The organism is Streptomyces sp. CBMA156, from assembly GCF_014596515.1.
Lineage (GTDB): Bacteria > Actinomycetota > Actinomycetes > Streptomycetales > Streptomycetaceae > Kitasatospora.
In genome coordinates, this window is record NZ_MSJQ01000030.1 from 1 (window position 1) to 19,796 (window position 19,796).

At 74.7% G+C, this 19,796-nt stretch carries 17 protein-coding genes; 6 read left to right on the forward strand and 11 right to left on the reverse strand.

All coding sequences use genetic code 11. From position 1 onward, the window contains the following. The first annotated feature begins 229 nt into the window (after positions 1–229). Positions 230–1,213, forward strand: coding sequence for a DUF5926 family protein (locus BU198_RS01950; RefSeq protein WP_188295056.1), 984 nt, complete (start codon positions 230–232; stop codon positions 1,211–1,213). Between the two features lie 215 nt (positions 1,214–1,428). Here BU198_RS01950 and BU198_RS01955 read toward each other — a convergent pair whose 3' ends face one another. Then, on the reverse strand, positions 1,429–2,064 hold the full coding sequence (locus BU198_RS01955; protein WP_188295057.1) for a bifunctional DNA primase/polymerase: 636 nt from the start codon (positions 2,062–2,064) through the stop codon (positions 1,429–1,431). A 617-nt stretch (positions 2,065–2,681) separates the two neighbouring features. Between BU198_RS01955 and BU198_RS01960 the strand changes: the two genes are divergently transcribed. Further along, complete coding sequence (locus tag BU198_RS01960) at positions 2,682–4,163, forward strand: PP2C family protein-serine/threonine phosphatase (RefSeq protein ID WP_188295058.1); 1,482 nt, start codon at positions 2,682–2,684, stop codon at positions 4,161–4,163. A 180-nt stretch (positions 4,164–4,343) separates the two neighbouring features. Then, entirely contained in the window at positions 4,344–5,843 is a 1,500-nt protein-coding gene (locus BU198_RS01965; RefSeq protein WP_188295059.1) for an aminopeptidase P family protein, read from the forward strand. Between the two features lie 240 nt (positions 5,844–6,083). Here BU198_RS01965 and BU198_RS01970 read toward each other — a convergent pair whose 3' ends face one another. Both BU198_RS01970 and BU198_RS01975 read right to left on the reverse strand, forming a co-directional pair. After that, on the reverse strand, positions 6,084–7,532 hold the full coding sequence (locus BU198_RS01970; RefSeq protein WP_188295060.1) for a hypothetical protein: 1,449 nt from the start codon (positions 7,530–7,532) through the stop codon (positions 6,084–6,086). Continuing rightward, the gene (locus BU198_RS01975; protein WP_223243802.1) at positions 7,529–8,206 is read right to left on the reverse strand and encodes a SigE family RNA polymerase sigma factor; all 678 of its coding nucleotides are present in this window, start codon (positions 8,204–8,206) and stop codon (positions 7,529–7,531) included. The genes BU198_RS01970 and BU198_RS01975 overlap by 4 nt, the downstream gene beginning before the upstream one ends. Before the next feature lie 235 nt (positions 8,207–8,441). On the opposite strand from BU198_RS01975, the gene BU198_RS01980 reads away from it, so the two are divergent. Further along, the gene (locus BU198_RS01980; RefSeq protein WP_188295061.1) at positions 8,442–9,575 is read left to right on the forward strand and encodes a helix-turn-helix domain-containing protein; all 1,134 of its coding nucleotides are present in this window, start codon (positions 8,442–8,444) and stop codon (positions 9,573–9,575) included. Positions 9,576–9,627: 52 nt separating this feature from the next. On the opposite strand, the gene BU198_RS01985 is transcribed toward BU198_RS01980, so the two are convergent. From BU198_RS01985 to BU198_RS02015, 7 genes are all read right to left on the reverse strand, one after another. Then, positions 9,628–10,401, reverse strand: a complete 774-nt coding sequence (locus BU198_RS01985; protein ID WP_188295062.1) for a MerR family transcriptional regulator — start codon at positions 10,399–10,401, stop codon at positions 9,628–9,630. A gap of 143 nt (positions 10,402–10,544) precedes the next feature. Then, a complete protein-coding gene (locus tag BU198_RS01990) occupies positions 10,545–11,774 on the reverse strand; it encodes a hypothetical protein (RefSeq protein WP_411293125.1) in 1,230 nt (409 codons plus the stop codon). Between the two features lie 154 nt (positions 11,775–11,928). Further along, the gene (locus tag BU198_RS01995; protein ID WP_188295063.1) at positions 11,929–13,101 is read right to left on the reverse strand and encodes an LPXTG cell wall anchor domain-containing protein; all 1,173 of its coding nucleotides are present in this window, start codon (positions 13,099–13,101) and stop codon (positions 11,929–11,931) included. Between the two features lie 320 nt (positions 13,102–13,421). Next, positions 13,422–14,000 (reverse strand): flavodoxin family protein, encoded by a 579-nt coding sequence (locus BU198_RS02000; RefSeq protein ID WP_188295064.1) that lies wholly within the window; start codon positions 13,998–14,000, stop codon positions 13,422–13,424. 144 nt (positions 14,001–14,144) lie between these two features. Then, positions 14,145–15,029 (reverse strand): NAD(P)-dependent oxidoreductase, encoded by an 885-nt coding sequence (locus BU198_RS02005; protein WP_188295065.1) that lies wholly within the window; start codon positions 15,027–15,029, stop codon positions 14,145–14,147. 105 nt (positions 15,030–15,134) lie between these two features. Continuing rightward, positions 15,135–15,560 carry a hypothetical protein gene (locus BU198_RS02010; protein ID WP_188295066.1) on the reverse strand — a complete coding sequence of 142 codons (426 nt, stop codon included), beginning with the start codon at positions 15,558–15,560 and terminating at the stop codon, positions 15,135–15,137. A 158-nt stretch (positions 15,561–15,718) separates the two neighbouring features. Further along, positions 15,719–16,276: a GlcG/HbpS family heme-binding protein gene (locus BU198_RS02015; protein ID WP_188295067.1), complete on the reverse strand. Its 558-nt coding sequence runs from the start codon at positions 16,274–16,276 to the stop codon at positions 15,719–15,721. 316 nt (positions 16,277–16,592) lie between these two features. Between BU198_RS02015 and BU198_RS02020 the strand changes: the two genes are divergently transcribed. Continuing rightward, positions 16,593–17,855, forward strand: coding sequence for a sensor histidine kinase (locus BU198_RS02020; protein ID WP_411293126.1), 1,263 nt, complete (start codon positions 16,593–16,595; stop codon positions 17,853–17,855). Between the two features lie 131 nt (positions 17,856–17,986). Then, positions 17,987–18,634, forward strand: coding sequence for a response regulator (locus tag BU198_RS02025; protein ID WP_188295068.1), 648 nt, complete (start codon positions 17,987–17,989; stop codon positions 18,632–18,634). A gap of 544 nt (positions 18,635–19,178) precedes the next feature. Here BU198_RS02025 and BU198_RS02030 read toward each other — a convergent pair. After that, the gene (locus BU198_RS02030; protein WP_188295069.1) at positions 19,179–19,658 is read right to left on the reverse strand and encodes a hypothetical protein; all 480 of its coding nucleotides are present in this window, start codon (positions 19,656–19,658) and stop codon (positions 19,179–19,181) included. Positions 19,659–19,796: the final 138 nt, after the last annotated feature.

Genomic DNA, 19,796 nt, shown 5'->3' on the forward strand with positions numbered 1-19,796 from the left:
GTCGCTGACCTCGCGCGGCGGCCGGGGCCTGAGCATCGTCGACCAGCTGGCCGGCGACTGGGGCGTGCGCGACGCGCCCGGCGAGGTCACGGTCTGGGCGGCGCTGCCCGCCAGGGCCCGGCACGCCCGGCGCACCGGAGGCGATGCCCGTAGCGCGTGAGCCGGGCCCGGGGAATGTGTCGTTAGGCTTCCCGGAACACAGGACCACCGTTCCCGGGAGAGCCGCACCATGGGCAAGAAGGCCGCCAAGAAGGCGCCGCAGCGCCAGTCCACCACCGCCGTCACGGGCGAGATCCCCGTGGTCGGGGCCCGGGAGGACTGCCCCTGCGGCTCGGGCCGCCGGTACAAGGCGTGTCACGGCCGGGAGGCCTCCCACGCGGTGCAGGAGCTGGTGCAGCGCCCGTTCGAGGGCCTGCCCGGCGAGGCCGACTGGGTGGCGCTGCGCGAGCTGGTGCCCGCCGCCACGGTGCCGCTGAAGCTGGCCGCCGGGGTGGCCGAGGGCGCGAGCGGCGACGTCCCGTCGGTGACGCTGGCCACCGTGCTGCCGCTGGCCTGGCCGGCCCTGCGCCGCCAGGACGGCTCGGTCCTGCTCGGCCTCCAGACCCAGTCCGCCTCCGGCGACCTCAGCCGCGACCTCGCGGACGCCCTGGAGCTGGCCCTGGCCACCGAGCCCGGCAGCCCGGTGCCGGCCCGCAGGACCGTCCCCGGCGGCCGCCGCCTCCAGGACCTGCTGGACACCACCGCCGGGTTCGAGCCCGTGGTGCACACCGGATTCGAGTTCTGGCTGGAGGACGCCGAGTCCGCCACCGGTGAGGTCGCCGCCTCCCTGGAGCGCGCCAACGCCTCGGCCATCCCGACCGAGAAGCTCGCCGGCGTCGACGCCGCCTACTGGTGCGGCACCCCGGACAAGAACCACCTGCGCTGGGTGATGACCGTGCCGGAGGAGCAGCTGCTGGACGCGCTGGCCCGGCTGAACGCGGCCGGCGAGGCCTCGCTCGGCCAGGACACCCGCCTGGTCGGCTCCTTCCGCGCGCACGGCCTGACCGTCCCGGTGTGGGACCTCCCGCTCACGATGACCGCCGCCGACTGCGAGAAGCCGGCCGCCGAGTTCGCCGAGCGGCTCGTCGCCGTACTCGCCGACGGAACCCCGCTGACCGCCGAGGAGCGGCGCTCCCGCGCGAACCTGGTGAACCGTCAGGTCACCCTGAACTAAAGCGCGCAGGATCCGCGTGATACGCGTCACATTGTCGCGCTGAACGCGCAATTTCCGGGCGTGGAGGGCGTCTTGGAAATTGGCGCGGGCGCGGATCCTTGTTACTGTCTAAAGAGTCCGGCCGCTGGTGCATCCCCCGTCGCCAGCGGCCGGATCTTTTGTTTTCCGGAACACCCCGGTGGACGGCCCCGATGCCGGCCCGGTTCCGGTGATCCTCAGTAGGCCGAACGTCCGTGGTTCAACCGGACCGTCGCCTCCACCAACTCCCCCAGCAGCGGCCCGACCTGCGGCAGCCAGACCCCGCCGCCGGCGCCCGGCCGCGGGGCCAGCACCCAGCGCACCGGCCCGGCCGCGCCGCCGGGCGGCAGCGACAGGAAGCCGCCGGGCCCGTGGTAGCGCAACGACCCGGGCACCCAAGGGAGTTGGGCGAGCATCTCACCGAGCACGTCCAGTGAGTACGGGGCCACCAGCAGTGCGTAGCGGCCCGGCATCGCCAGCACAGGACCGAGCGGCAGCCGCAGCGCGCCCAGGTAGACCAGCGCCCGGGCACCGGCCGCCGCGGGCAGGCTGACCGCCGAGACCGTGGGGCCGGTGGCGACGATCACCGGTGCGTCCGGGCTCTTCCGCTCCCACCACCAGCGCACCATCCGGGCGTCCGTGGTGGCGGCCAGCAGCGAGGGGTCGTGCGGGTGGGCGCCGGGGACGGTGCAGTCCGGGTCGCCGCAGGAGCAGCAGCCGTCGCGCAGCACGGCGCCCGGCACCACGGGCCAGCGGTGGTCGACGGCGGCCGTCAGGGCCGCGGTCAGCCGGGCGGCGCGTTCCTCCGACCGGTCCTTCGGGTTCTCACGCATGGCGCTCGTTCCTTTCCCTGACCGCTCGCTTCGCTCCGACCCGTCGGCGTCCGTCGGGATCCTCCGCGCGGGCCCGCCGCGGCGCGGGCCCCGGGCGGCGCGGGGCGGGGCGGGGCGGCTGGGCGGACGGCGCGGCTACGACGTGGCACAGGTGTGGAGCACGACATGAAGGGCCGCGCACCGGCACAGCCCTTGGAACGAGAATCCCGTACGCGACCGGATGGACGCCGCCCGGGCGCGCTTGGTTCCACCGTACGAGTGAGAGAGTTCCGGCCGGCCCGGCTCGCGGGCGGCACGGACATACGATCCGGACGGCCGCCCGAGCCGTCCTCCCCGTTCTGCCCGCTCGCGGTCCGCTCCATGCCTCCGGGCCCGTGCGGCGCGCACACGACCCCCTCGCGCCCCCGGCCGGGTCACGCTGGACGCGGAACCGGGCACCGGCCTCGTCCTGGATCTGGACATGCCCCGAATGGCCTGTGTAGAAGTGGTGGCATTGCTGTCGATCAATGACGAGTAGTAGCGAATCGAGGCGAAACACGCCCTTTGGCCGTGCTCGCTCCACATCGGCCTATCTGGGGGTCTCGCATGGCACGTAGCACCGCGTCAGGAGTGGCGGCATGAACGAGTCCCACCCGTCGACGGCCCTCCCCTCGACGACGACCGCCGAACCGGGCGAGCCCGGCTGCGCAGGCGGGCTCACCGTCCTCGACCCGCCGGGACGGACCGGCCCCGCCGCCGCCCCCGACGGCACGGCGGGCGACCGCACGACGGACAACGGCACGACGGACGACCGCACGGCGCCGTCCGCCGCGGTGCAGGACCGTTTGGCCGGACGTCTGTCCGATATCACCAGCCTGCACGAGCACACCGAGCGGCTCGCCAGGACCCGCGGTCTGGCCGCCACCCTGGACACCGTCCTCGCCTCCGGCGCGGCCCTGCTCGGCGCCCGCCGCGGCATGCTGGTCACCAGGCTGCCCGGCGGCGGCCCCGGCCAGCCGGTCGGCCACGGCCTCGACCGCGCCAGCCTCGGCGCCCTGGAGACCGTCCCGACCGAGCAGAGCCTGCTGGCCCGGCTGCTGCGCGAACGGGACCGGCCCGCCCAGCTGCACTCCCGCGACCTCGCCGAGGACCCGGCCATCGGCGCCCGGCTGCGCGAACTCGCCGTCCACCTCGGCTTCGGCGGCGCCTTCGGCCTGCCGCTCGCCACCCCAGAGGACGGCCCGCTGGCCGCCGCCCTCTGGTTCTACGACGAGCCCGCCGAGCCGACCGAGTGCCAGCGCGAACTCGCCCGCCACTACTGCGAGATCGCCTCCCCGCTGCTCGCCAAGCAACTGGAGGCGGACCGGATCTCGCGCACCACCGAGGCGCTGCGCCGCGGCCTGCTGCCGGACCGGCTCCCCCAGGCGGCCGGGCTGCGGCTGGCCGCCCGGATCGCCCCGGCCGGGCTGGACCGCTCCAGCGGCAGCGACTGGTACGACGCGATCCCGCTGCCGGACGGCACCATCGGCCTCACCGTCGGCTCCGTCTCCGGCGACGGCCCCGGCGCGGGCCCCGGCTCCGCTCCCGGCGCGGCCGCCGCGATGGGCCGGATCAGGGCCGCGCTGCGGGCGTACGCGGTGCTGGAGGGCGAGGACCCGGTCTCCGTCCTGGGCGACCTGGAGCTGCTGCTCAAGACCACCGAGCCGACCCGCACCGCCACCGCCGTCTACGCCTGGGTGGAGCCCGAGGAGCGCCGGATCACCCTGGCCGGCGCCGGGCACTGCCCGCCGGTCCTGGTCGGCCGGCACGGCGCCGAGTTCGTGGAGACCTCGCTCTCCGCCCCGCTCGGCATGCTGACCTGCTGGGAGGCCCCCGGGGTGGAGTTCACCGCCGAGCGCGGCGACACCCTGCTGCTCTACACCGAGGGGCTGGCCCGTCGCTGCGGCCCGACCCTGCACGCCGGGCAGGCCAACCTGCGCCGGGCCGCCGCCGACGCCCCGCGCGACGTGCGGATCGACCCGGACCGGCTCTGCGCCCACCTGCTGGCCGTCTGCCCGGCCCCGGAAGCCGTCGGCGCGGACACCGACGACCTGATGCTGCTGGCGGCCCGCTTCGACTGAGCCCGGGCCGGGCTCCGGGCGGCCGGAGCCCGCTCCGGGGCGTCCCGCGGACCGCTCCGACCGGGCCCGAACAGACGAGCGGCCGGGCGTCCGTACCATGGACGCACGGCCGCCCGCGCGTGTCGCGATCCGACACCTCCCCCGAGGGGCGGCGGTACCACCCCCAAGGAGGCGTTGCACGTGACCGAGGACCGTACCCCCGCGGTGGCCGAGAACCCCGAGGCCGAGGGCGGCGAGGAGGCTGAGCAGCCCAAGGGCCGCAAGAACGGCCTCTACGGCGAGATCTCCGACGCGCTGGCCGACTCGATGAAGTCCGGCTGGGCCGACACCGAGCTGCACGGCCTCGCCCCGGTCGCCCAGGCCCCGTACGCGGCCGAGCGCCGCTCCAAGCTGTCCGCCGCCTTCCCCGGCGAGCGTCTGGTCGTCCCGGCCGGCAACCTGCGGGTGCGCTCCAACGACTGCGACTACGCCTTCCGCGCCGCCAGCGAGTACGTCCACCTCACCGGTGACCAGACCGAGGACGCCGTGCTGGTCGGCGAGCCGGCCGGCGCGGCCGGCCACGAGTTCACGCTCTACCTGCTGCCCCGCTCGAACCGCGAGGACGGCGAGTTCTGGCTGGACGGCAACGGCGAGCTGTGGGTCGGCCGCCGGCACAGCCTGAACGAGCAGGAGCAGCTGCTCGGCCTGCCCGCCCGCGACGTGCGCAAGGCCGCCGAGGAGCTGGCCGCGAAGGCCGCGGACTCCGCCGTGCCGACCCGGCTCGTCCGCGGCTACGACGCCGGCCTGGAGGACGCGCTCGCCGACGCCCTGGACGCCGACCGGGACGCCGGGCTCAAGGAGTTCCTGAGCGGCCTGCGGCTGGTCAAGGACGAGTGGGAGATCGGCGAGCTGCGCGCCGCCTGCGACGCCACCGTCAAGGGCTTCACCGACGTGGTCCGCGAGCTGGGCCAGGCCGTCAGCACCTCGGAGCGCTGGATCGAGGGCACCTTCTGGCGCCGCGCCCGGGTCGAGGGCAACGACGTCGGCTACGGCACCATCGCCGCGGCCGGCCCGCACGCCACCACCCTGCACTGGGTGCGCAACGACGGCGACGTGCGTCCCGGCGAGCTGCTGCTGCTGGACGCGGGCGTGGAGACCCACACCCTCTACACCGCCGACGTCACCCGCAGCCTGCCGATCAACGGCCGGTTCACCGAGCTCCAGCGCACGATCTACGACGCGGTGTACGAGGCCCAGGAGGCCGGCATCGCCGCGGTGAAGCCCGGCGCCCGGTTCCGCGACTTCCACGAGGCCTCGCAGCGCGTCCTCGCCGAGCGGCTGCTCGCCTGGGGCCTGCTGGACGCCTCGGTGTACGACGTCGAGAAGGTCCTGGAGCTCGGCCTCCAGCGCCGCTGGACCCTGCACGGCACCGGCCACATGCTCGGCCTGGACGTCCACGACTGCGCCCACTCGCGCCGCGAGGAGCACGTCGACGCGCTGCTGGTGCCCGGCATGGTGCTGACCGTCGAGCCCGGCCTGTACTTCCAGCAGGACGACCTGACCGTGCCGGAGGAGTACCGCGGCATCGGCGTCCGGATCGAGGACGACATCCTGGTCACCGCCGACGGCAACGAGAACCTCTCGGCCGGCCTGCCCCGCCGCTCCGAGGACGTCGAGGCCTGGATGGCCTCGCTCGCCTGAGCCCCGGCACCTGACAACCGGCGCCTGACAACCGGCACCCGAGAGGGCCCGGCCTCCCGAGCAGTGGGAGGCCGGGCCCTCGGTCATCGGCGCCGGTCCGCCACCACGTCCGTCCCGCCGTGGGGTTGCGGCCGGCAGCCGGGTCCGGGATGTTCTCCGCGGCCTTCCCCGGAACGCCGAGAGGCGCCGCGACCGGGGAGAACCACAGGTCACGGCGCCTCGACGAGGGCCCGCGGCAGGCTACTTCGCGGTCACCCGCAGCGGGACGCTGCGCTCGCCGAGGACGTCGGGCACGCCCTCGGCCGGGATCAGCAGGGCCTCCGCGACCACCGGCATCACCCCGGCGCCGTCCTCCTTGGTCAGCTTCATCCGGTACTTCAGCGTCACGCTCTGCCCGGCGGGCAGCGCGAAGCTCCCTTCGACGTCCGGCTTGCCCACGGCACGCCGGTTGAGGTCCACCGGGGTCCAGGCCGTGCCGTCCTGGCGTTCCAGGGTGCCGCGCACGGCCGGCTGGCCGCCCGCGTACGACTCGGCGACCACGACCGGGGTCACCTGGGCGTAGTCGGTCCTGCCGGTGTTCCTGAAGGTGACCGAGAAGGTCGTCGGGGTTCCGTCGTTCGGCACCTGCTGGCCCGTGACGAGGCCGTCCACGGTGACGGTGACGGCGTTCGCGTTCGTCTGTGCCGACGCGGGCGGCTGGTGGCCGCTGACGTCCAGGGTGTCCAGGATCGAGACCAGGGCGGGCTGGTACTCGGCCTTCAGCCCGTTCGCCACGACGTACACCTGGTCCGACTTCAGCCCCCACATCTGGGCCGTGAAGGTGTCGCCGGGCCGGCAGGTCACCTGCCACTGCGTCTTGTCGATCGTCTTCCCGGCCACGATGTCCTTGGTCAGCACCGGGGCGCCGACCGAGGAGTAGCCGCCGGCGGGAGTGTACGGGCGGCCCCACACCGGGCAGTTCGGCTGGTGGCCCCAGCCCGATTCGGAGCCCAGGTCGGCCATCGTGGGCCAGGCACCGCCCTCGGTCTCCTCCGCGCTGTTGTAGGCCACGACCAGCACGCCGTACGGCTCGCACTTCGACTGCGACCAGTTCTGCTGCGGGTCCGCCGGCGCGCCGGGGCTCAGCACGCAGACCCGGTCGGCCGCGACCGGCACGGCCCTCCAGCCCGCCGGGACCCTGAACCTGACGCCCCGGAGGGTGTACGAGCTCGCCGCGCCGGTCACCGGGGGGCTGGTGGTCCTGGGGGCGGGGGGCGAGGAGCCCTCCGCGAGCGGGACCTCGGCCAGCGGGACCTCGGCCGGCGGGACCTCGGTGACGGGCTCGCCGCCGGGGGTGCCCGGGTCGGTGGGGGTGGCCGTCGGGCTGGGCGTGCCGGTCGGCTCGGGAGCCGGGCTCGGCGAGCCGGTCAGGGTGGCGGCCGGCGGCGGGACCTCCTTCTGGGCGACCGGCTCGCCGTGGAAGGTGAGCACGCCGATCGCCATGGCGGCGGCCAGGCCGAGCGGCACGGTGACCGCGTACACCGGGCGCAGCCGGCGGATCCGGCTCTTCGGCGGAGCGGCCGGGCGCAGGCTGGTCGCCGTGACCCCGGAGGCCCGGGCGGTCATCGCCTCGCGGAGCAGCCGTTCCGTCGGTGTCTCGGCCGGCCCGTCGCCGTCACCGCCGATGCGGCGGGGGAGTCTGTCGGTCATCGAACCTTCTCCAGGTGCTTTTCCAAGGCGTCCAGAGCGCGGCTGGCGGTGGACTTCACGGCGCCCCGGGACAGTCCCAGGGTCTCGGCGATCTGCGCCTCCGACATGTCGGACCAGTAGCGCAGCACCAGTACCTCACGCTGGCGGGGAGTCAACTCCTGCAGGGCGACCAGCACCCGGCGGTGCTCGTCGTTGAGCACCGCGTGGTCCTCGGCGGACGGGGCGTCGGCCACGTGCGGCGGGACGTACTCGCGGGCGGTCTTGCGGCGGCGCAGCATCGAGCGGGCGCCGTTGACCACCGAGGTGCGCAGGTAGCCGAGCGCGTTGTCGAGGTCGTCCAGCTCCTCGCCGTGGCGCTGGTAGAGCTGGGTGAAGGCCTCCTGGACGACGTCCTCGGCCAGGTCCTGGTGGTCGACCAGCAGGACCGCCATCCGGACCAGGCCGAGCCGGTGGGCGTGGTACAGGTCGGTCAGGGTCGGCCGGTCCTCGGCGGGCCTGCGGCCGCCGCGCAGCAGCCGGAACCCGGACCGGCGCTGCTTCGCCTCCTGCTCGGTGACGACACCGGCGAGCGGCTCGCCGGCCTCCTGCGCGCCGAACAGCGCGGCGGCCATCCCCCGGACGGAGAAGCCGCGGCCCCCTGTCTGTCCGGCAGTCGGCCCGATGGCCATGGACATGTGCGATTCCGCTTTCCCCCGGGACGGTGACGGCGCACGCCGGCCCCGTCAGGTCACCTGATCAAGATCGTGATCGGGGGGATCCTCCCAGCCGCCCCCGGCCCGGTCCTCTCCGCCCCCGTACCCAAGGACGTGTGGCGGAAGTGAAGGTTGCAGGCGGGTTCGAAGAAATTTCCGAAGCGGTCGGGACGGCTACACTCACCGGCATTCCGCCACCCGTGAGCAGGGGGTTCGCATGACCGCGCAGAACGTCGAGGGCCCGGTCGGTGCCGCCCGCGCCCCGGGTACGGCCGGGGCAGCTCCGGGTACGGACGCCGGAGCCCCGGGTACGGCCGGGGGCACCGCCGGGTCGCGGCCGGTGGCCGTCGGCATCGGCCGGCGCCCCGAGCCCGTGCACGACGTCGCGGTGTACGCCTTCCCCGGCATGGCACCGTTCGAACTCGGCGTGGTGGTCGAGGTGTTCGGGCTGGCACGGCCGGAGCTGGCCGGGCTGCTGGCGACGCCCTGGTACGGGCTGAAGGTGTGCGCCGACCGGCCGGGGACGGCGCTGGAGGCGGTCGGCGGCTTCACGCTGACCGCCCGGCACGGGCTGGACGAACTCGCCGCGGCCGACACCGTGGTGGTCCCCGGGGTGCCGAACGCGTTCGGCGGCGAAGTCTCCCCCGGGCTGGTCGAGGCGCTGCGCACCGCGCACGGGCGCGGCGCCCGGATCGTGTCGATCTGCTCGGGCGCCTTCGCGCTGGCCGCCGCCGGACTGCTGGACGGCCGGGAGGCGACCACCCACTGGCGGTACGCCGAACTGCTCCAGCAGCGCCACCCCTCGGTGCTGGTCGACCCCGACGTGCTCTACGTGGACAACGGCGACGTGCTCACCAGCGCGGGCAGCGCGGCCGGCATCGACCTCTGCCTGCACCTGATCCGCCGGGACCACGGCGCCAAGGTGGCCAACACGGTGGCCCGCCGCTTCGTGGTGGCACCGCACCGGGACGGCGGACAGGCCCAGTTCGTCGAGGCGGCGGTCCGCCCGGTCGAGGAGGAGGACGACGGGGTCGCCCGCAGCATGCGGTGGGCGCTGGACCACCTGGCGTCCCCGCTGACCATCTCGCAACTGGCCCGCGCCGCACGGATGTCGGACCGCTCGTACCTCCGGCACTTCACCGCCCGCAACGGGACCAGCCCGATGCGCTGGGTCGTCACCCAGCGCGTCGCGGCCAGTCTGCCGCTGCTGGAGTCACCGGAGGGGACGGTCGAGGAGATCGCCGCGGCGGTCGGCTTCGAGAGCGCCGCGACTCTCCGGCACCACTTCGGCCGGGTGATGCGCACCTCCCCGACCGCCTACCGGCGCTCGTTCGGACGCGGGGCGGCCTGAACGCGGGGCGGCCTGAAGCGGGCCGGCCTGAACGCGGGCCGTCCGGCGGGGCCTACCGCCCCTCGCGCCGGTCCGCGTTGGCGAGCATCGCGTCGTGCAGCCACTGCGCCAGGCCCGGCGCGGTCTTCTCGTAGGCCTCGGTCCAGCGCGGGTCGGAGACGTACAGCCCGGCCAGCCCGCGGTGGATGGTGTACGTGCAGTCGTAGAAGTTCCGGCAGATGTGCTGCCGGTGCTCCTCGGCGAGGTCCGTGGCCACCGTGCCGTCGGCGGGTTCGCCGGCGGCGAGCGCCCCGGCCAGGCGGGCGTCGAGCCCGGTCATCTCCTCCTGGATCCGCTGCCAGTCGGCCTTGGAGTAGCCGCCGGTCCTGCGCTGCGACTCGGCCCAGGCGGCGGTGTCGCCCCAGCGCTGCCCGGCCTCCTGCTCCCAGTCCTCCTGGTAGCCCTCTCCGAAGATCTCGAACTTCTCCTCCGGGGTCAGCTGAATGCCCATTCTCCGTGCCTCCATGGCGTGTTCGACGGCTGCGGCGAGCTCCTGGAGGTGACCGATCCGGTCGGTGAGCAGCCGGTGCTGCCGCCGGAGGTGCTCGGTCGGGCTGACCGAGTCGTCGTCCAGGATCGCCGCGATCTCCTCCAGGGGGAACCCGAGTTCTCGGTAGAAGAGGATCTGCTGCAACCGGTCGAGGTCGGCGTCCACGTACCGGCGGTAGCCGGACCGGGTACGGCCGGCGGGGGACAGCAGGCCGATCTCGTCGTAGTGGTGCAGGGTGCGGACGGTCACCTTGGCGGTCTTCGCCACGGCGCCGACCGAGTAGCCCTCACTGGTCATCGGAGTTCCTCCCTGGTGCTGACCACCACCCTCGGCTCTCACGTCGCGTGAGGGTCAAGCCGTGCGCGGAGCGACCGGTGAGGGCGCGGGACGGCGCGGGACGGCGGTGGAGCGCGGGTGCCGGGCGCGGGTGCGCCCCCTGTTCAGACCCCGGCGCCCGCCGGCTCCCGTTCGCGCCGCCGGCCGCCCCGGCGCCCGGCACCCACGCCGTCGCCCGGTCCGCCTCGGCGGCGCGAACGCTGAGTGGGCCAGAACAGCACGTACACGGCGGAGACCACCACGAAGGCGAGCCGGACGAGGCCGCGGGCCGAGTCGGACGGAAGGAGCAGCGTGCCGCCGTACAGCGCGGCCAGCGCGATCCAGCTCCACCACGGGACGAGCCGCTTCTGCCCGACCGCGTCCCAGAGCAGGGTGCCGAGCAGGATCGAGGCTGTGTAGTAGGTGTAGACGCTCGGGTCGAGCAGGATGCGGGCGTCCGCGCCCAGCAGCACCACGGCCGGCCAGCGGCCGCGCCAGACGGCGAAGCAGCCGAGCCCGATGCCGAGCGCGAACTGGGCCGGGCGGTCCCACCAGGGGGTGGCCGGGTCGGTGACCCCGAACCAGCGCAGCGCGGAGGCGGGCTGGTTCGGGATGGTGAACTTGGCGGCCGCCATGGTGTCCAGGTTGCCCAGGTAGAACGGCAGCCAGGCGATCGCCACCAGGGCGCAGAACCAGAGCGCGGCGCGCAGCCAGGCGGGCCGGGGCAGCGCCAGGATCAGCGGGGCGAAGGCGATCGCCCAGGGCTTGGAGTCCACGGCCAGCGCGAGGAAGACCGCGACCTGGGTGGGCTTGCCGCGGGCCAGGGCGTGCGCGGCGAGGGTGGTGAAGAACAGCGCGAGGACGTCGTCCAGGTGCGCGAAGCGGACCGAGACCTCGACCCACATCGGGATGAACGCCAGCCCGGCGATCAGCAGGCGCTGCTGGAGCCGGCGGTGGTTGATCCCGGTGCCGAGGTAGTACAGGGCGGCCGTGCGGCCGACCACGACCAGCATCACCAGGCCGAGCCCGACGCTCACCGCCTCGGCGATCAGCTCGCCGGTGTGCGGGGCGAACGGGGCGGTGAGCCGGGCCGCCGCCAGGCTGACCGGGCCGATCTGGAGCTCCGGGTGATGGGCGTAGAGCGACAGGCCGCCGTCGGACTGGCCGCTGAAGAGCAGCTGCTCGCCCTGACGCAGGTAGTGCCAGGAGAATCCGCCGCTGGGCTCGACCAGGAAGAACCAGAGCACCGTCCAGCCGGTCAGCAGGACGTGGTGCCTCCGCAGCGGAAGTCCCGCTATTCGCCCGGTCGCCGACTCGTAATCGGTGGTGGCCCGTGCCGTGCGCGCTTCCCGCACCTGTTCTCTCCCCGCCGTTCCGCCCCCTCCGGCCGGACATCCTATGTGACGGAGGCGAACCGCCCGTGCCGCCCGCGGTTCCGTCCGGTGGACGGTGCGGGCGGCACGGGGGGTGCGCTACTGCTCAGCGCGCTTCGGTTCGGCGCGCCTCGGTTCAGCCCTGCGGACCGGCCTTGCGGCGGCGCAGCACCACGAGGGTGCCGACACCGGCCAGCAGGACGGCGCCGCCGGTGGCCGCGATGGCGGTGGTGTGGTCACCGCCACCGGTCGTGGCCAGGGCCTTGTCGCTGCCGTCCGCGGCGGCCTTGGCCTTGTCCACGGCGGCCGGGGTCAGCGGCGGCGGGGTGATGACCGGGGGCTCCACCGGGAAGTCGATCGGGCCGGCGGTGTCGCCGCTGCTCTCGGCCGGGGCCGGGGTGGTGGCGGAGCCGGAGGGCTCACCGGTGGCCGGGGTGGTCGGCTTCTCAGTCGGCTTCTCGGTGGGCTTCTCGGTGGGCTTCTCGGTCGGGGTCTCGGTCGGCTTGCCGGTGGGCGTCTCGGTCGGCTTCTCCGTCGGCGTCGCGGTGGAGGTGGCGGTCGCGGTGGCCGACGGAGAGCTGCTCGCGGTCGGGCTGGGCTTGCCGGTCTGGGTCGGCGTCGGGCTCGGCTTGCCGGTGTTCGTCGCGGTGGGCGTCGGGCTCGGCTTGCCGCCGTGCGCCTTGATGACGAAGCCCACGCCGCCGTCGCAGCTGAGGTGGCCGTTGTCGACCGGCTGGTGGGTGGTGTCGTCGAGCTCGGCGGCGAAGACGACCGGGACGACACCGGCCCGGCCGAGCGGGGCGCCGTCGGCGAAGGAGGCCCGGACCTTGATCGGGACGTTCTTGCCCCGGTTCACCCCGAGCAGGTCGTCGGCGACCGGGTTGCCGGCCGCGTCGAGGGTGCCGAGCATCATCAGGACGGAGTCGTTCTTCTCGCCGCTCTTGTCGGGGGCGACCACCGCGGTCTGCCACTCGCCGCCGGGCAGCCGGTACTGGACCTTGAGGTCCTTCGCCTGGAGCGAGCCCGCCTTGTTCTTGAACTTGAGCAGCGGGATGAAGACGAAGTCGTGCTTCGTCCGGTTGTCGATCTTGAACGTGAACTCGCGGGCGTCGCCGCCGGCGATGAAGGTGCCGGGCACGCCGTTCAGCGAGAGGTCGAGGTTCGCGTGCGACGCCTTGTCGGCCTGCGGCGCGACGGCGGAGGGGGTGCCGGTGGTGCCGACGGCCATGGCGCCCTGGGCGCCGGCCAGCACGAGTGAGGATGCGAGCGCGGCGGCGCCGGCAAGGGCAAGACTGCGACGTATGGACAAGGGAGACCTCACGGAAGTGTCCGGGCGAGGCCCGGGCGCGAGAGGGCGGCCGCAGACGCCGCGTACCCCCCGCGAAGTTGAAAGTGCGACGGAGAGTACCGAACGATCCGACCGGTCCGGAAGGCGGGTGGCACACTGCGGCGAGGATGCCGAAAAGCCCTGTCCGAATCGTCCAACTCTGGCCGATCACAAGGCTTTTGCGTTTTGCCGAAAGATGACCGGCGAGTGACGGGTACACGCCCGTGGGGCGGTGCCGCGCGCCCCCCCGGCGGCGCGCGGCGGATGTACGGTGCCGGGCCTGCCGGGGGCGGCCCGCGGGGTCAGCCCGCGAAGAAGGACTTGGCCGCGACGACCGCCCGCTCGTCGTCCAGCACCTCGCCCGGGCGGGAGCCGTTGCCGAGCAGCACCCCGCCCCAGCGCATCTCCATGTACTCGGCGGTCAGCCGGAGGCTGTCGATCAGCGGCCCGGCCTTGTCGTCGTCGGCGGCGAGGGCGGTGACCCCCCAGAGCGTGCTGCCACCCATCCGGGCGAGGAAGTCCAGCCCGGGCACCCCCATCCACCCCAGCCAGTGGTCGAGGTAGAGCTTGGCGCTGGTCGGCAGCGAGTACCAGTACAGCGGCGCGACGAAGACCAGGTCGGTGGCCGCCAGGGTGGCGTCCAGCAGTGTCCGCCCGTGGCCGGCCGGCTCCGGGTAGCCGCCGTCACCGGTGTGCCGCAGGTCCCGGAAGGGCGGCAGTGGGTGGTCGTCCAGTCGCAGCCAGCGCTGCTCGGCGCCGGCTGGCAGGCTCGACTCGGCGGCCAGCCGGGCGAGTCGGACCGAGTTGCCGTCGGGGCGCGCACTGGCGTCGAGGAACAGGAAACGGCGCGACGCCCGGGCGTCGGTCGACTGATGGATCATCAGAACTCCTTCTTCGTACGTACGGTGCGAGCGCAGGAGTGAGCAGCCGTAGGTCGCCGGGTATTCCGCGCCGGTGCCGACAGCCGGGCCGAGTCGCTCAGGTGCCCGGCAGCCGGATGGTCGGGCAGCCGGGCGACCGGACCGTCAGTCGGGCAGCCCGGCCCGGCGGCGGGCGACGGCGGCGACCGCCGCCCAGTCCTTGTCCCCGTCGCCGTGGGCCAGCGCGTCCAGGAAGGCGTCCCGCAGGATGCTGCCGAACGGCAGCGGGACGTTGCGCGCGGCCCCGGCCTCCAGCGCGAGGCCGACGTCCTTGAGCCCGAGCGGCAGCCGGAACCCGGCCGGCTCGTAGCGGCGCTCTGCCACCATCGAGCCGTAGCCGGTGTGGATCGGCCCCGGGAAGAGCGTGCCGGTGAGCATCTCGACCAGGTCGGTCGGCCGGACGCCGTGCGCCTCGGCCAGGCTGCACGCCTCGGCCATCGACTCGATCGCGCAGGCGATCAGGAAGTTGGTGCTGATCTTGGCCGTGTTGGCCTGCCGGGGGCTCTCGCCGAACTGCCAGGTGCGCTGGCCCATCGCCGCGAACAGCGGCTCGGCCAGGGCCAGCAGCCCGGGCGCGCCCGCGGCCAGGATGTTCAGCTGCCCCGCCGCGGCGACCGGCGGCCGGCCGAGGACGGGCGCGGCGACGTAGCCGACGCCGTGCTCGGCGTGCAGCGCCTCGGCCCGTTCGGCGAGGGCGAGCGAGACGGTGGCCATGTTGACGTGCAGGGCCGCCGTGGCACCGGCCAGCAGGTCCGGGTCGAGCAGCAGCTGCTCCACCGCCGTGTCGTTGGCCAGCATGGAGACCACCGTGTCGGCGGCGAACACCTCGGCGAGCGAGCCGGCCGCCTCGGCGCCCTGGGCCACCATGGCGGCCACCGGCTCGGGCGAGCGGTTCCAGACCCGTACGGCGTGGCCGGCCCGCAGCAGGCTGCCGGCCATGCCCTGCCCCATCGCGCCCAGCCCCACGAAGCCGATCGTCCGCCCGGTCATCCGCGTGTTCCCCTCGCCGCACCCGCTCGTGTACGGCCGACTGTACGTCAGGGGGCCGGCAGGCCGGGCGACAAGCCGGACGACAGGCCCACGGAGGGCCCGCGCCTACGCGCAGGCGCGGGCCGGCATCCGGGTGCGGCCGGCGGCCGCGCCGCGCTCCAGCTCGGCGACCACCCGGCCGCGCAGCAGCTCGTACTGGGCCTGGAGCCGGCCTGGCCGGGCCGGGCGGGCGACCGGGCGGCCGGGGCCGACCAGCTCGTCGGGGCTGAACTGCTCGCGGGTGAGGTCGATCTCGAAGCCGGTGGCGAAGCGGTTCCACCAGTGGAGGTCCGTCCGCACCCCGTCGACGTACACCTCGCCCATCATGAGCTCGCCGCCGAGCAGGTCGTGCAGCACCATCGCCGTCACCCCGCACTGGCCGCGGGCCGGATTGTCGGGACGCCAGTGGGCCAGATCCTCGGGCGCACAGGTGTCGACACCCCAGGAGGAGCGGATCGCACGTTCGATGTCGTTGAGGGTCCACGCCGTCATACCGGGAAGCCTGCCACGCGCCACTGACAGCGGCACCGGCTTTTCGAAGGGTCATCCCGTGTTCTGCGGCGACCCTTCTGGCGTTCACCCGAAGGAGGCAATGACCCGGCCGGCCGGGCCTCCCCGTCCGCGGGGCGGGCCGACCGGCCGGGCCCGCGTCACTTCGCCAGCTCGGCGATGCCCGCCTGCGCGAACTGCTCGTCCAGGTCGCCGCTCGGCGCGCCCGCGACCCCGACGGCCGCGACCGGGGCGCCCTTCGACTGGATCGGGGCGCCGCCGGCCAGGAACAGGGTGCCCGGGATGTCCTTCAGGTTCGGGGCCTGGGCCAGGCGCTTGGCCAGCTCCGAGGTCGGGGCGTTCCAGGACACCGCGGTGAACGCCTTGCGCTCGGCCGAGACCGGGGCCTGCGGGCCGGCGCCGTCGCCCTTCAGCAGCACCCGGGTGACACCGTCACGGTCGACGACCGCGACGGACACGTGCTGGCCGGCCTTGGTGGCGGCGTCCAGGGCGGCCTGGGCGGCGCGGGTGGCGGCGTCGATCGTCAGGCCGCTGCTCGCGGCCAGGTTCTTGTTCTGGGTGTCGGCCTTCGCCGCGGCCGGGACGACCGGGGTCTCGGAGGACTCGGCGCTGGCCGAGACGGCGCCCACGGTGGCGGCGAGCGCGGCGGCGACGACGGTGCCGGTCAGCACCCGGGTGCGCACGGAGGTCTTCTTCATGGTCCAGCTCCTCAGCGGATCTGCGGGGTGGGACGGGGGTTCGGGGGCCGCCGCAGCGTCGGGGGACCGCCCGGCGGCGTGCTTCGATCCTCCGTCCGGGGCCCGGCCCGCGGCATCGGCGGTCCGGCGCGAGCGGCCGGGCATGATGGTGGACGGCGGTGTCAACCGATCGGCTGATGCGGCCCCGGGCCGGACGGGTCACCATCGATGGATCGACGCAGGTCGGCGCAGGTCGACGCGGACCGGGACGGCCGGGACGACCGGTACGGGCCGGCGCCGACCGCGCACGCACCACCCGTCCAGCCAGGAGACACCCGTGCAGCAGCCCCGCCCCGCCGGCCGCCGCGGCGTCCCCGGTGCCGACGTCCCCGGCCCTGGCCCCGGCCCCGACGCCGGCCCCGACGCCGGCGATCCGGACGCGGCCCGGCTGGCCCTGCTGCTGGACTCCGCCTTCCTGCTGCTGCTCGCCGCCTCGCTCAGCCGCTACCTCACCCACCACTCCGGCAGCGCGCAGGCGCCCTGGGTGATCGGGCTGAGCGCCGCCCTCGCGGTCGCCCAGCCGGCCGGCTCCTGGCTGGCCCACCGGCGGCCGCCCGCCCGGGGAAGGCAACGCCGGTGGCCACCGGCCCTGGTGGTGGTGCTCTGGGTGGTGCTGGTGCTGCTCGCGCCGAGCTTCGCCTGGTGCGCCGTCCCGCTGATCTACACCGCGCTGCGGGCCCTGCCGGCGAAGGCGGCCATCCCGCTGGTCGGCGCGCTGACCCTGCTGGTCGTGATCGCCGAGATCCGGCTGCCCGGCGGCGCCGACGCCACCCTCGTGCTGCTGCCGCCCGCGGTGGCCGGGCTCGCCACCGGCGTCTTCCTCTTCATGGCCAGGCAGGCCGCCCGGCAGCGGGCGCTGATCGCGGACCTGGTCCGCACCCGGCGCGAACTCGCCGCCACCGAACGGCGGGAGGGCACCCTGGCCGAGCGCGAGCGGCTGGCGATGGAGATCCACGACACCCTGGCGCAAGGCCTGTCCAGCCAGCAGATGCTGCTCCAGGCCGCCGAGCGCACCTGGGACACCCACCCGGCGACCGCCCGCACCCACGTCCGCACCGCCACCGAGGTGGCCGCCCGGAACCTGGCCGAGGCCCGCCGCTTCGTCCACGACCTCGCCCCGGCGGAGCTCTCCGACGGCCGTGCCCTCGACCAGGCGCTGCGGGCGCTGGCCGAGCGGGAGTCCGCCGAGAGCGGCCTGCCGGTCCGCTTCCACCTGGACGGCACGCCGGTGTCGCTGCCCACCGCCGCGCAGGCCGCGCTGCTGCGGATCGCCCAGGGCGCGCTGGCCAACGTCCGGGAGCACGCCGGGGCTTCGGCCGCCGCCCTCACACTGTCCTTCCTCGGCGACCAGGCGGTGCTGGACATCGCCGACGACGGGCAGGGCTTCGACCAGGACGCGGCCGGCACCGGGGGCGGGCGCGGCTACGGCCTCCCGGCGATGCGGGCCCGGCTGCGGCAGCTGGGTGGCAGGCTGACCGTGGAGAGCACTCCCGGCGAGGGCACCGTGGTCTCCGCCGCGATCCCCCTCGGACACCGGTGAACGCGGAACACGACGAACCCGGAACACCCGTGGTCCGGGGCGGCGATGGGTCCGGAGCGGCAAGGAGCCTGGAGCAGCGATGAGGCTGGAGCGGCCATGAACCTGGAGCACCGAATGCGTCTGGAGCGCCGATGAGCACGACTCCCGTCCGGCCGGTTCCCGTCCGGCTGCTGGTCTGCGACGACCACGCCGTGGTGCGGGCCGGACTGCTGGCGCTGCTGGCGAGCGCCGGCGACATCGAGGTGGTCGGCGAGGCCAGCACCGGGGAGGAGGCCGTCGCGCTGGCCGCCCTGCTGGCACCGCAGGTGGTGCTGATGGACCTCCAACTCGGCGACGGCATCGACGGGGTGGAGGCCACCCGGCGGATCACCGCCGCCCCCGGCGGGCCGCACGTCCTGGTGCTCACCACCTACGACACCGACGCCGACATCACCCGGGCCATCGCCGCGGGCGCCACCGGCTACCTGCTGAAGGCCGAACGGCCGGAGGAGCTGTTCGCCGCCGTGCACGCGGCCGCGCAGGGCCGGACGGTGCTCTCGCCGCCGGTCGCCTCCAGGGTGATGGCGCAGATGCGGACGCCCGCGCCACAGCTCACCGAGCGCGAGCAGGACATCCTCGGACAGCTGGCCCGGGGACTGGGCAACCGGGAGATCGCCAGGGCCCTGTTCATCAGCGAGGCCACCGTGAAGACCCACCTCGGCCGGATCTACGACAAGTTGGGCGTGGACACCAGGGCGGGCGCGGTGGCGGTGGCGAAGGAGCGCCGGCTGCTGCGCTGAGCCCGTCGGAGCGCCTGTCGCCCGGTCCTGCCCGGTCTCGCTCTCTTCGGCCCGTTCCCGCCCGTTCCCGGCCTTTCCCCGTCGCGCCTCCGGCTGCGCTGGGCGCTCGACCGGTGTCACTGCGTGCTGCCATGATGCTCGGAATGTCGGATTCCAGAGTGTCGCCCGCCGCCGTCCGGGCGGGGCGTTCAGCACCCCGATCATCCTGGCGGGGCCACAACTCCCAGGTCCAGGGCCTTTCGGACCAGTCCGAAGCGTTCACCACATTGTGGATGTTTCATGGATTTCACTATTGACAAACCAACCACGCGGTTTGTTAGCGTGAGATCAACGACGTCCCCGGGGGTGGGGGCTCGCCGGGGCCTGTGCGGACCGCTCTCGCCGGAGGGTGTTGCCAGGGGGGAAACGGCGGGTGTGCCGGGGTGTCGGGGGGAGCGGCAGCGCCGACGCCGCGCGACGAGGCGGCGTGGAGCGAGTCCGGGGGGACTCGCTCCACGCCTCCCCCGGTCCCCCTCGCCGGCCCGTCAGCTCGCCCGACCGTCCGCTACAGCAGCGCGCTCCAGTACGAACAGCACACGTACGGCAGCGGCGGCGCGCCGTGGCCGGCGTTCCCGGACAGCACCGGGCCCCGCTCCGAGCGGGCCACCGCGGGCGACCCCGCGGTCAGCCCGGCCTCGCCCGCCTCGCCGAAGCGCAGTGCCAGCCGGTAGCCGTCCGGGGTGGCCGCGGCGACGCCCGGGCGCTCCCGGCTCGCGTTCAGCGAGGTGATCGTCCAGCCGCGCCGACGCCAGTGCCGCTCCACCACGTTCACCAGCACCGCCCGGCGGGGCAGTGAGACGACGGTGAGGACGTCCCGGCCCCGGGTGACGTACCAGAGCGCCTCCGACCCGCGCCCCGGCAGCGGCAGCCGCGCCCCCGCCCGCGGGACCGATCCCTGCCAGACCGGCGCCGGACGGACGGCGTCCAGGGTGTCCTGGAGCAGCGTCTCGCAGCGCTCGGCGGCGTCGAGTTGATCGATCGCCACCCCCGGCTCCGCTCCCGGCCGCCGGACCGGCGCGACCCGCGCGCCCCAGGGGCCGCCGCCCGGGCATCCGACGTTCAGTTCGGCACCACCTGACTGCACAGCGCCCCTCCGCACTCCTCCCGGCGTTCAACCCGGGCA

Coding starts and splice junctions, on each gene's coding strand:
- BU198_RS02025 (WP_188295068.1), top strand. CDS start 17,987: ATGAGCACGACTCCCGTCCGGCCGGTTCCCGTCCGGCTGCTGGTCTGC.
- BU198_RS01955 (WP_188295057.1), bottom strand. CDS start 2,064: ATGCGTGAGAACCCGAAGGACCGGTCGGAGGAACGCGCCGCCCGGCTG.
- BU198_RS01950 (WP_188295056.1), top strand. CDS start 230: ATGGGCAAGAAGGCCGCCAAGAAGGCGCCGCAGCGCCAGTCCACCACC.
- BU198_RS02010 (WP_188295066.1), bottom strand. CDS start 15,560: ATGACGGCGTGGACCCTCAACGACATCGAACGTGCGATCCGCTCCTCC.
- BU198_RS02015 (WP_188295067.1), bottom strand. CDS start 16,276: ATGAAGAAGACCTCCGTGCGCACCCGGGTGCTGACCGGCACCGTCGTC.
- BU198_RS02005 (WP_188295065.1), bottom strand. CDS start 15,029: ATGACCGGGCGGACGATCGGCTTCGTGGGGCTGGGCGCGATGGGGCAG.
- BU198_RS01975 (WP_223243802.1), bottom strand. CDS start 8,206: ATGTCCATGGCCATCGGGCCGACTGCCGGACAGACAGGGGGCCGCGGC.
- BU198_RS02000 (WP_188295064.1), bottom strand. CDS start 14,000: ATGATCCATCAGTCGACCGACGCCCGGGCGTCGCGCCGTTTCCTGTTC.
- BU198_RS01985 (WP_188295062.1), bottom strand. CDS start 10,401: ATGACCAGTGAGGGCTACTCGGTCGGCGCCGTGGCGAAGACCGCCAAG.
- BU198_RS01980 (WP_188295061.1), top strand. CDS start 8,442: ATGACCGCGCAGAACGTCGAGGGCCCGGTCGGTGCCGCCCGCGCCCCG.
- BU198_RS01970 (WP_188295060.1), bottom strand. CDS start 7,532: ATGACCGACAGACTCCCCCGCCGCATCGGCGGTGACGGCGACGGGCCG.
- BU198_RS01960 (WP_188295058.1), top strand. CDS start 2,682: ATGAACGAGTCCCACCCGTCGACGGCCCTCCCCTCGACGACGACCGCC.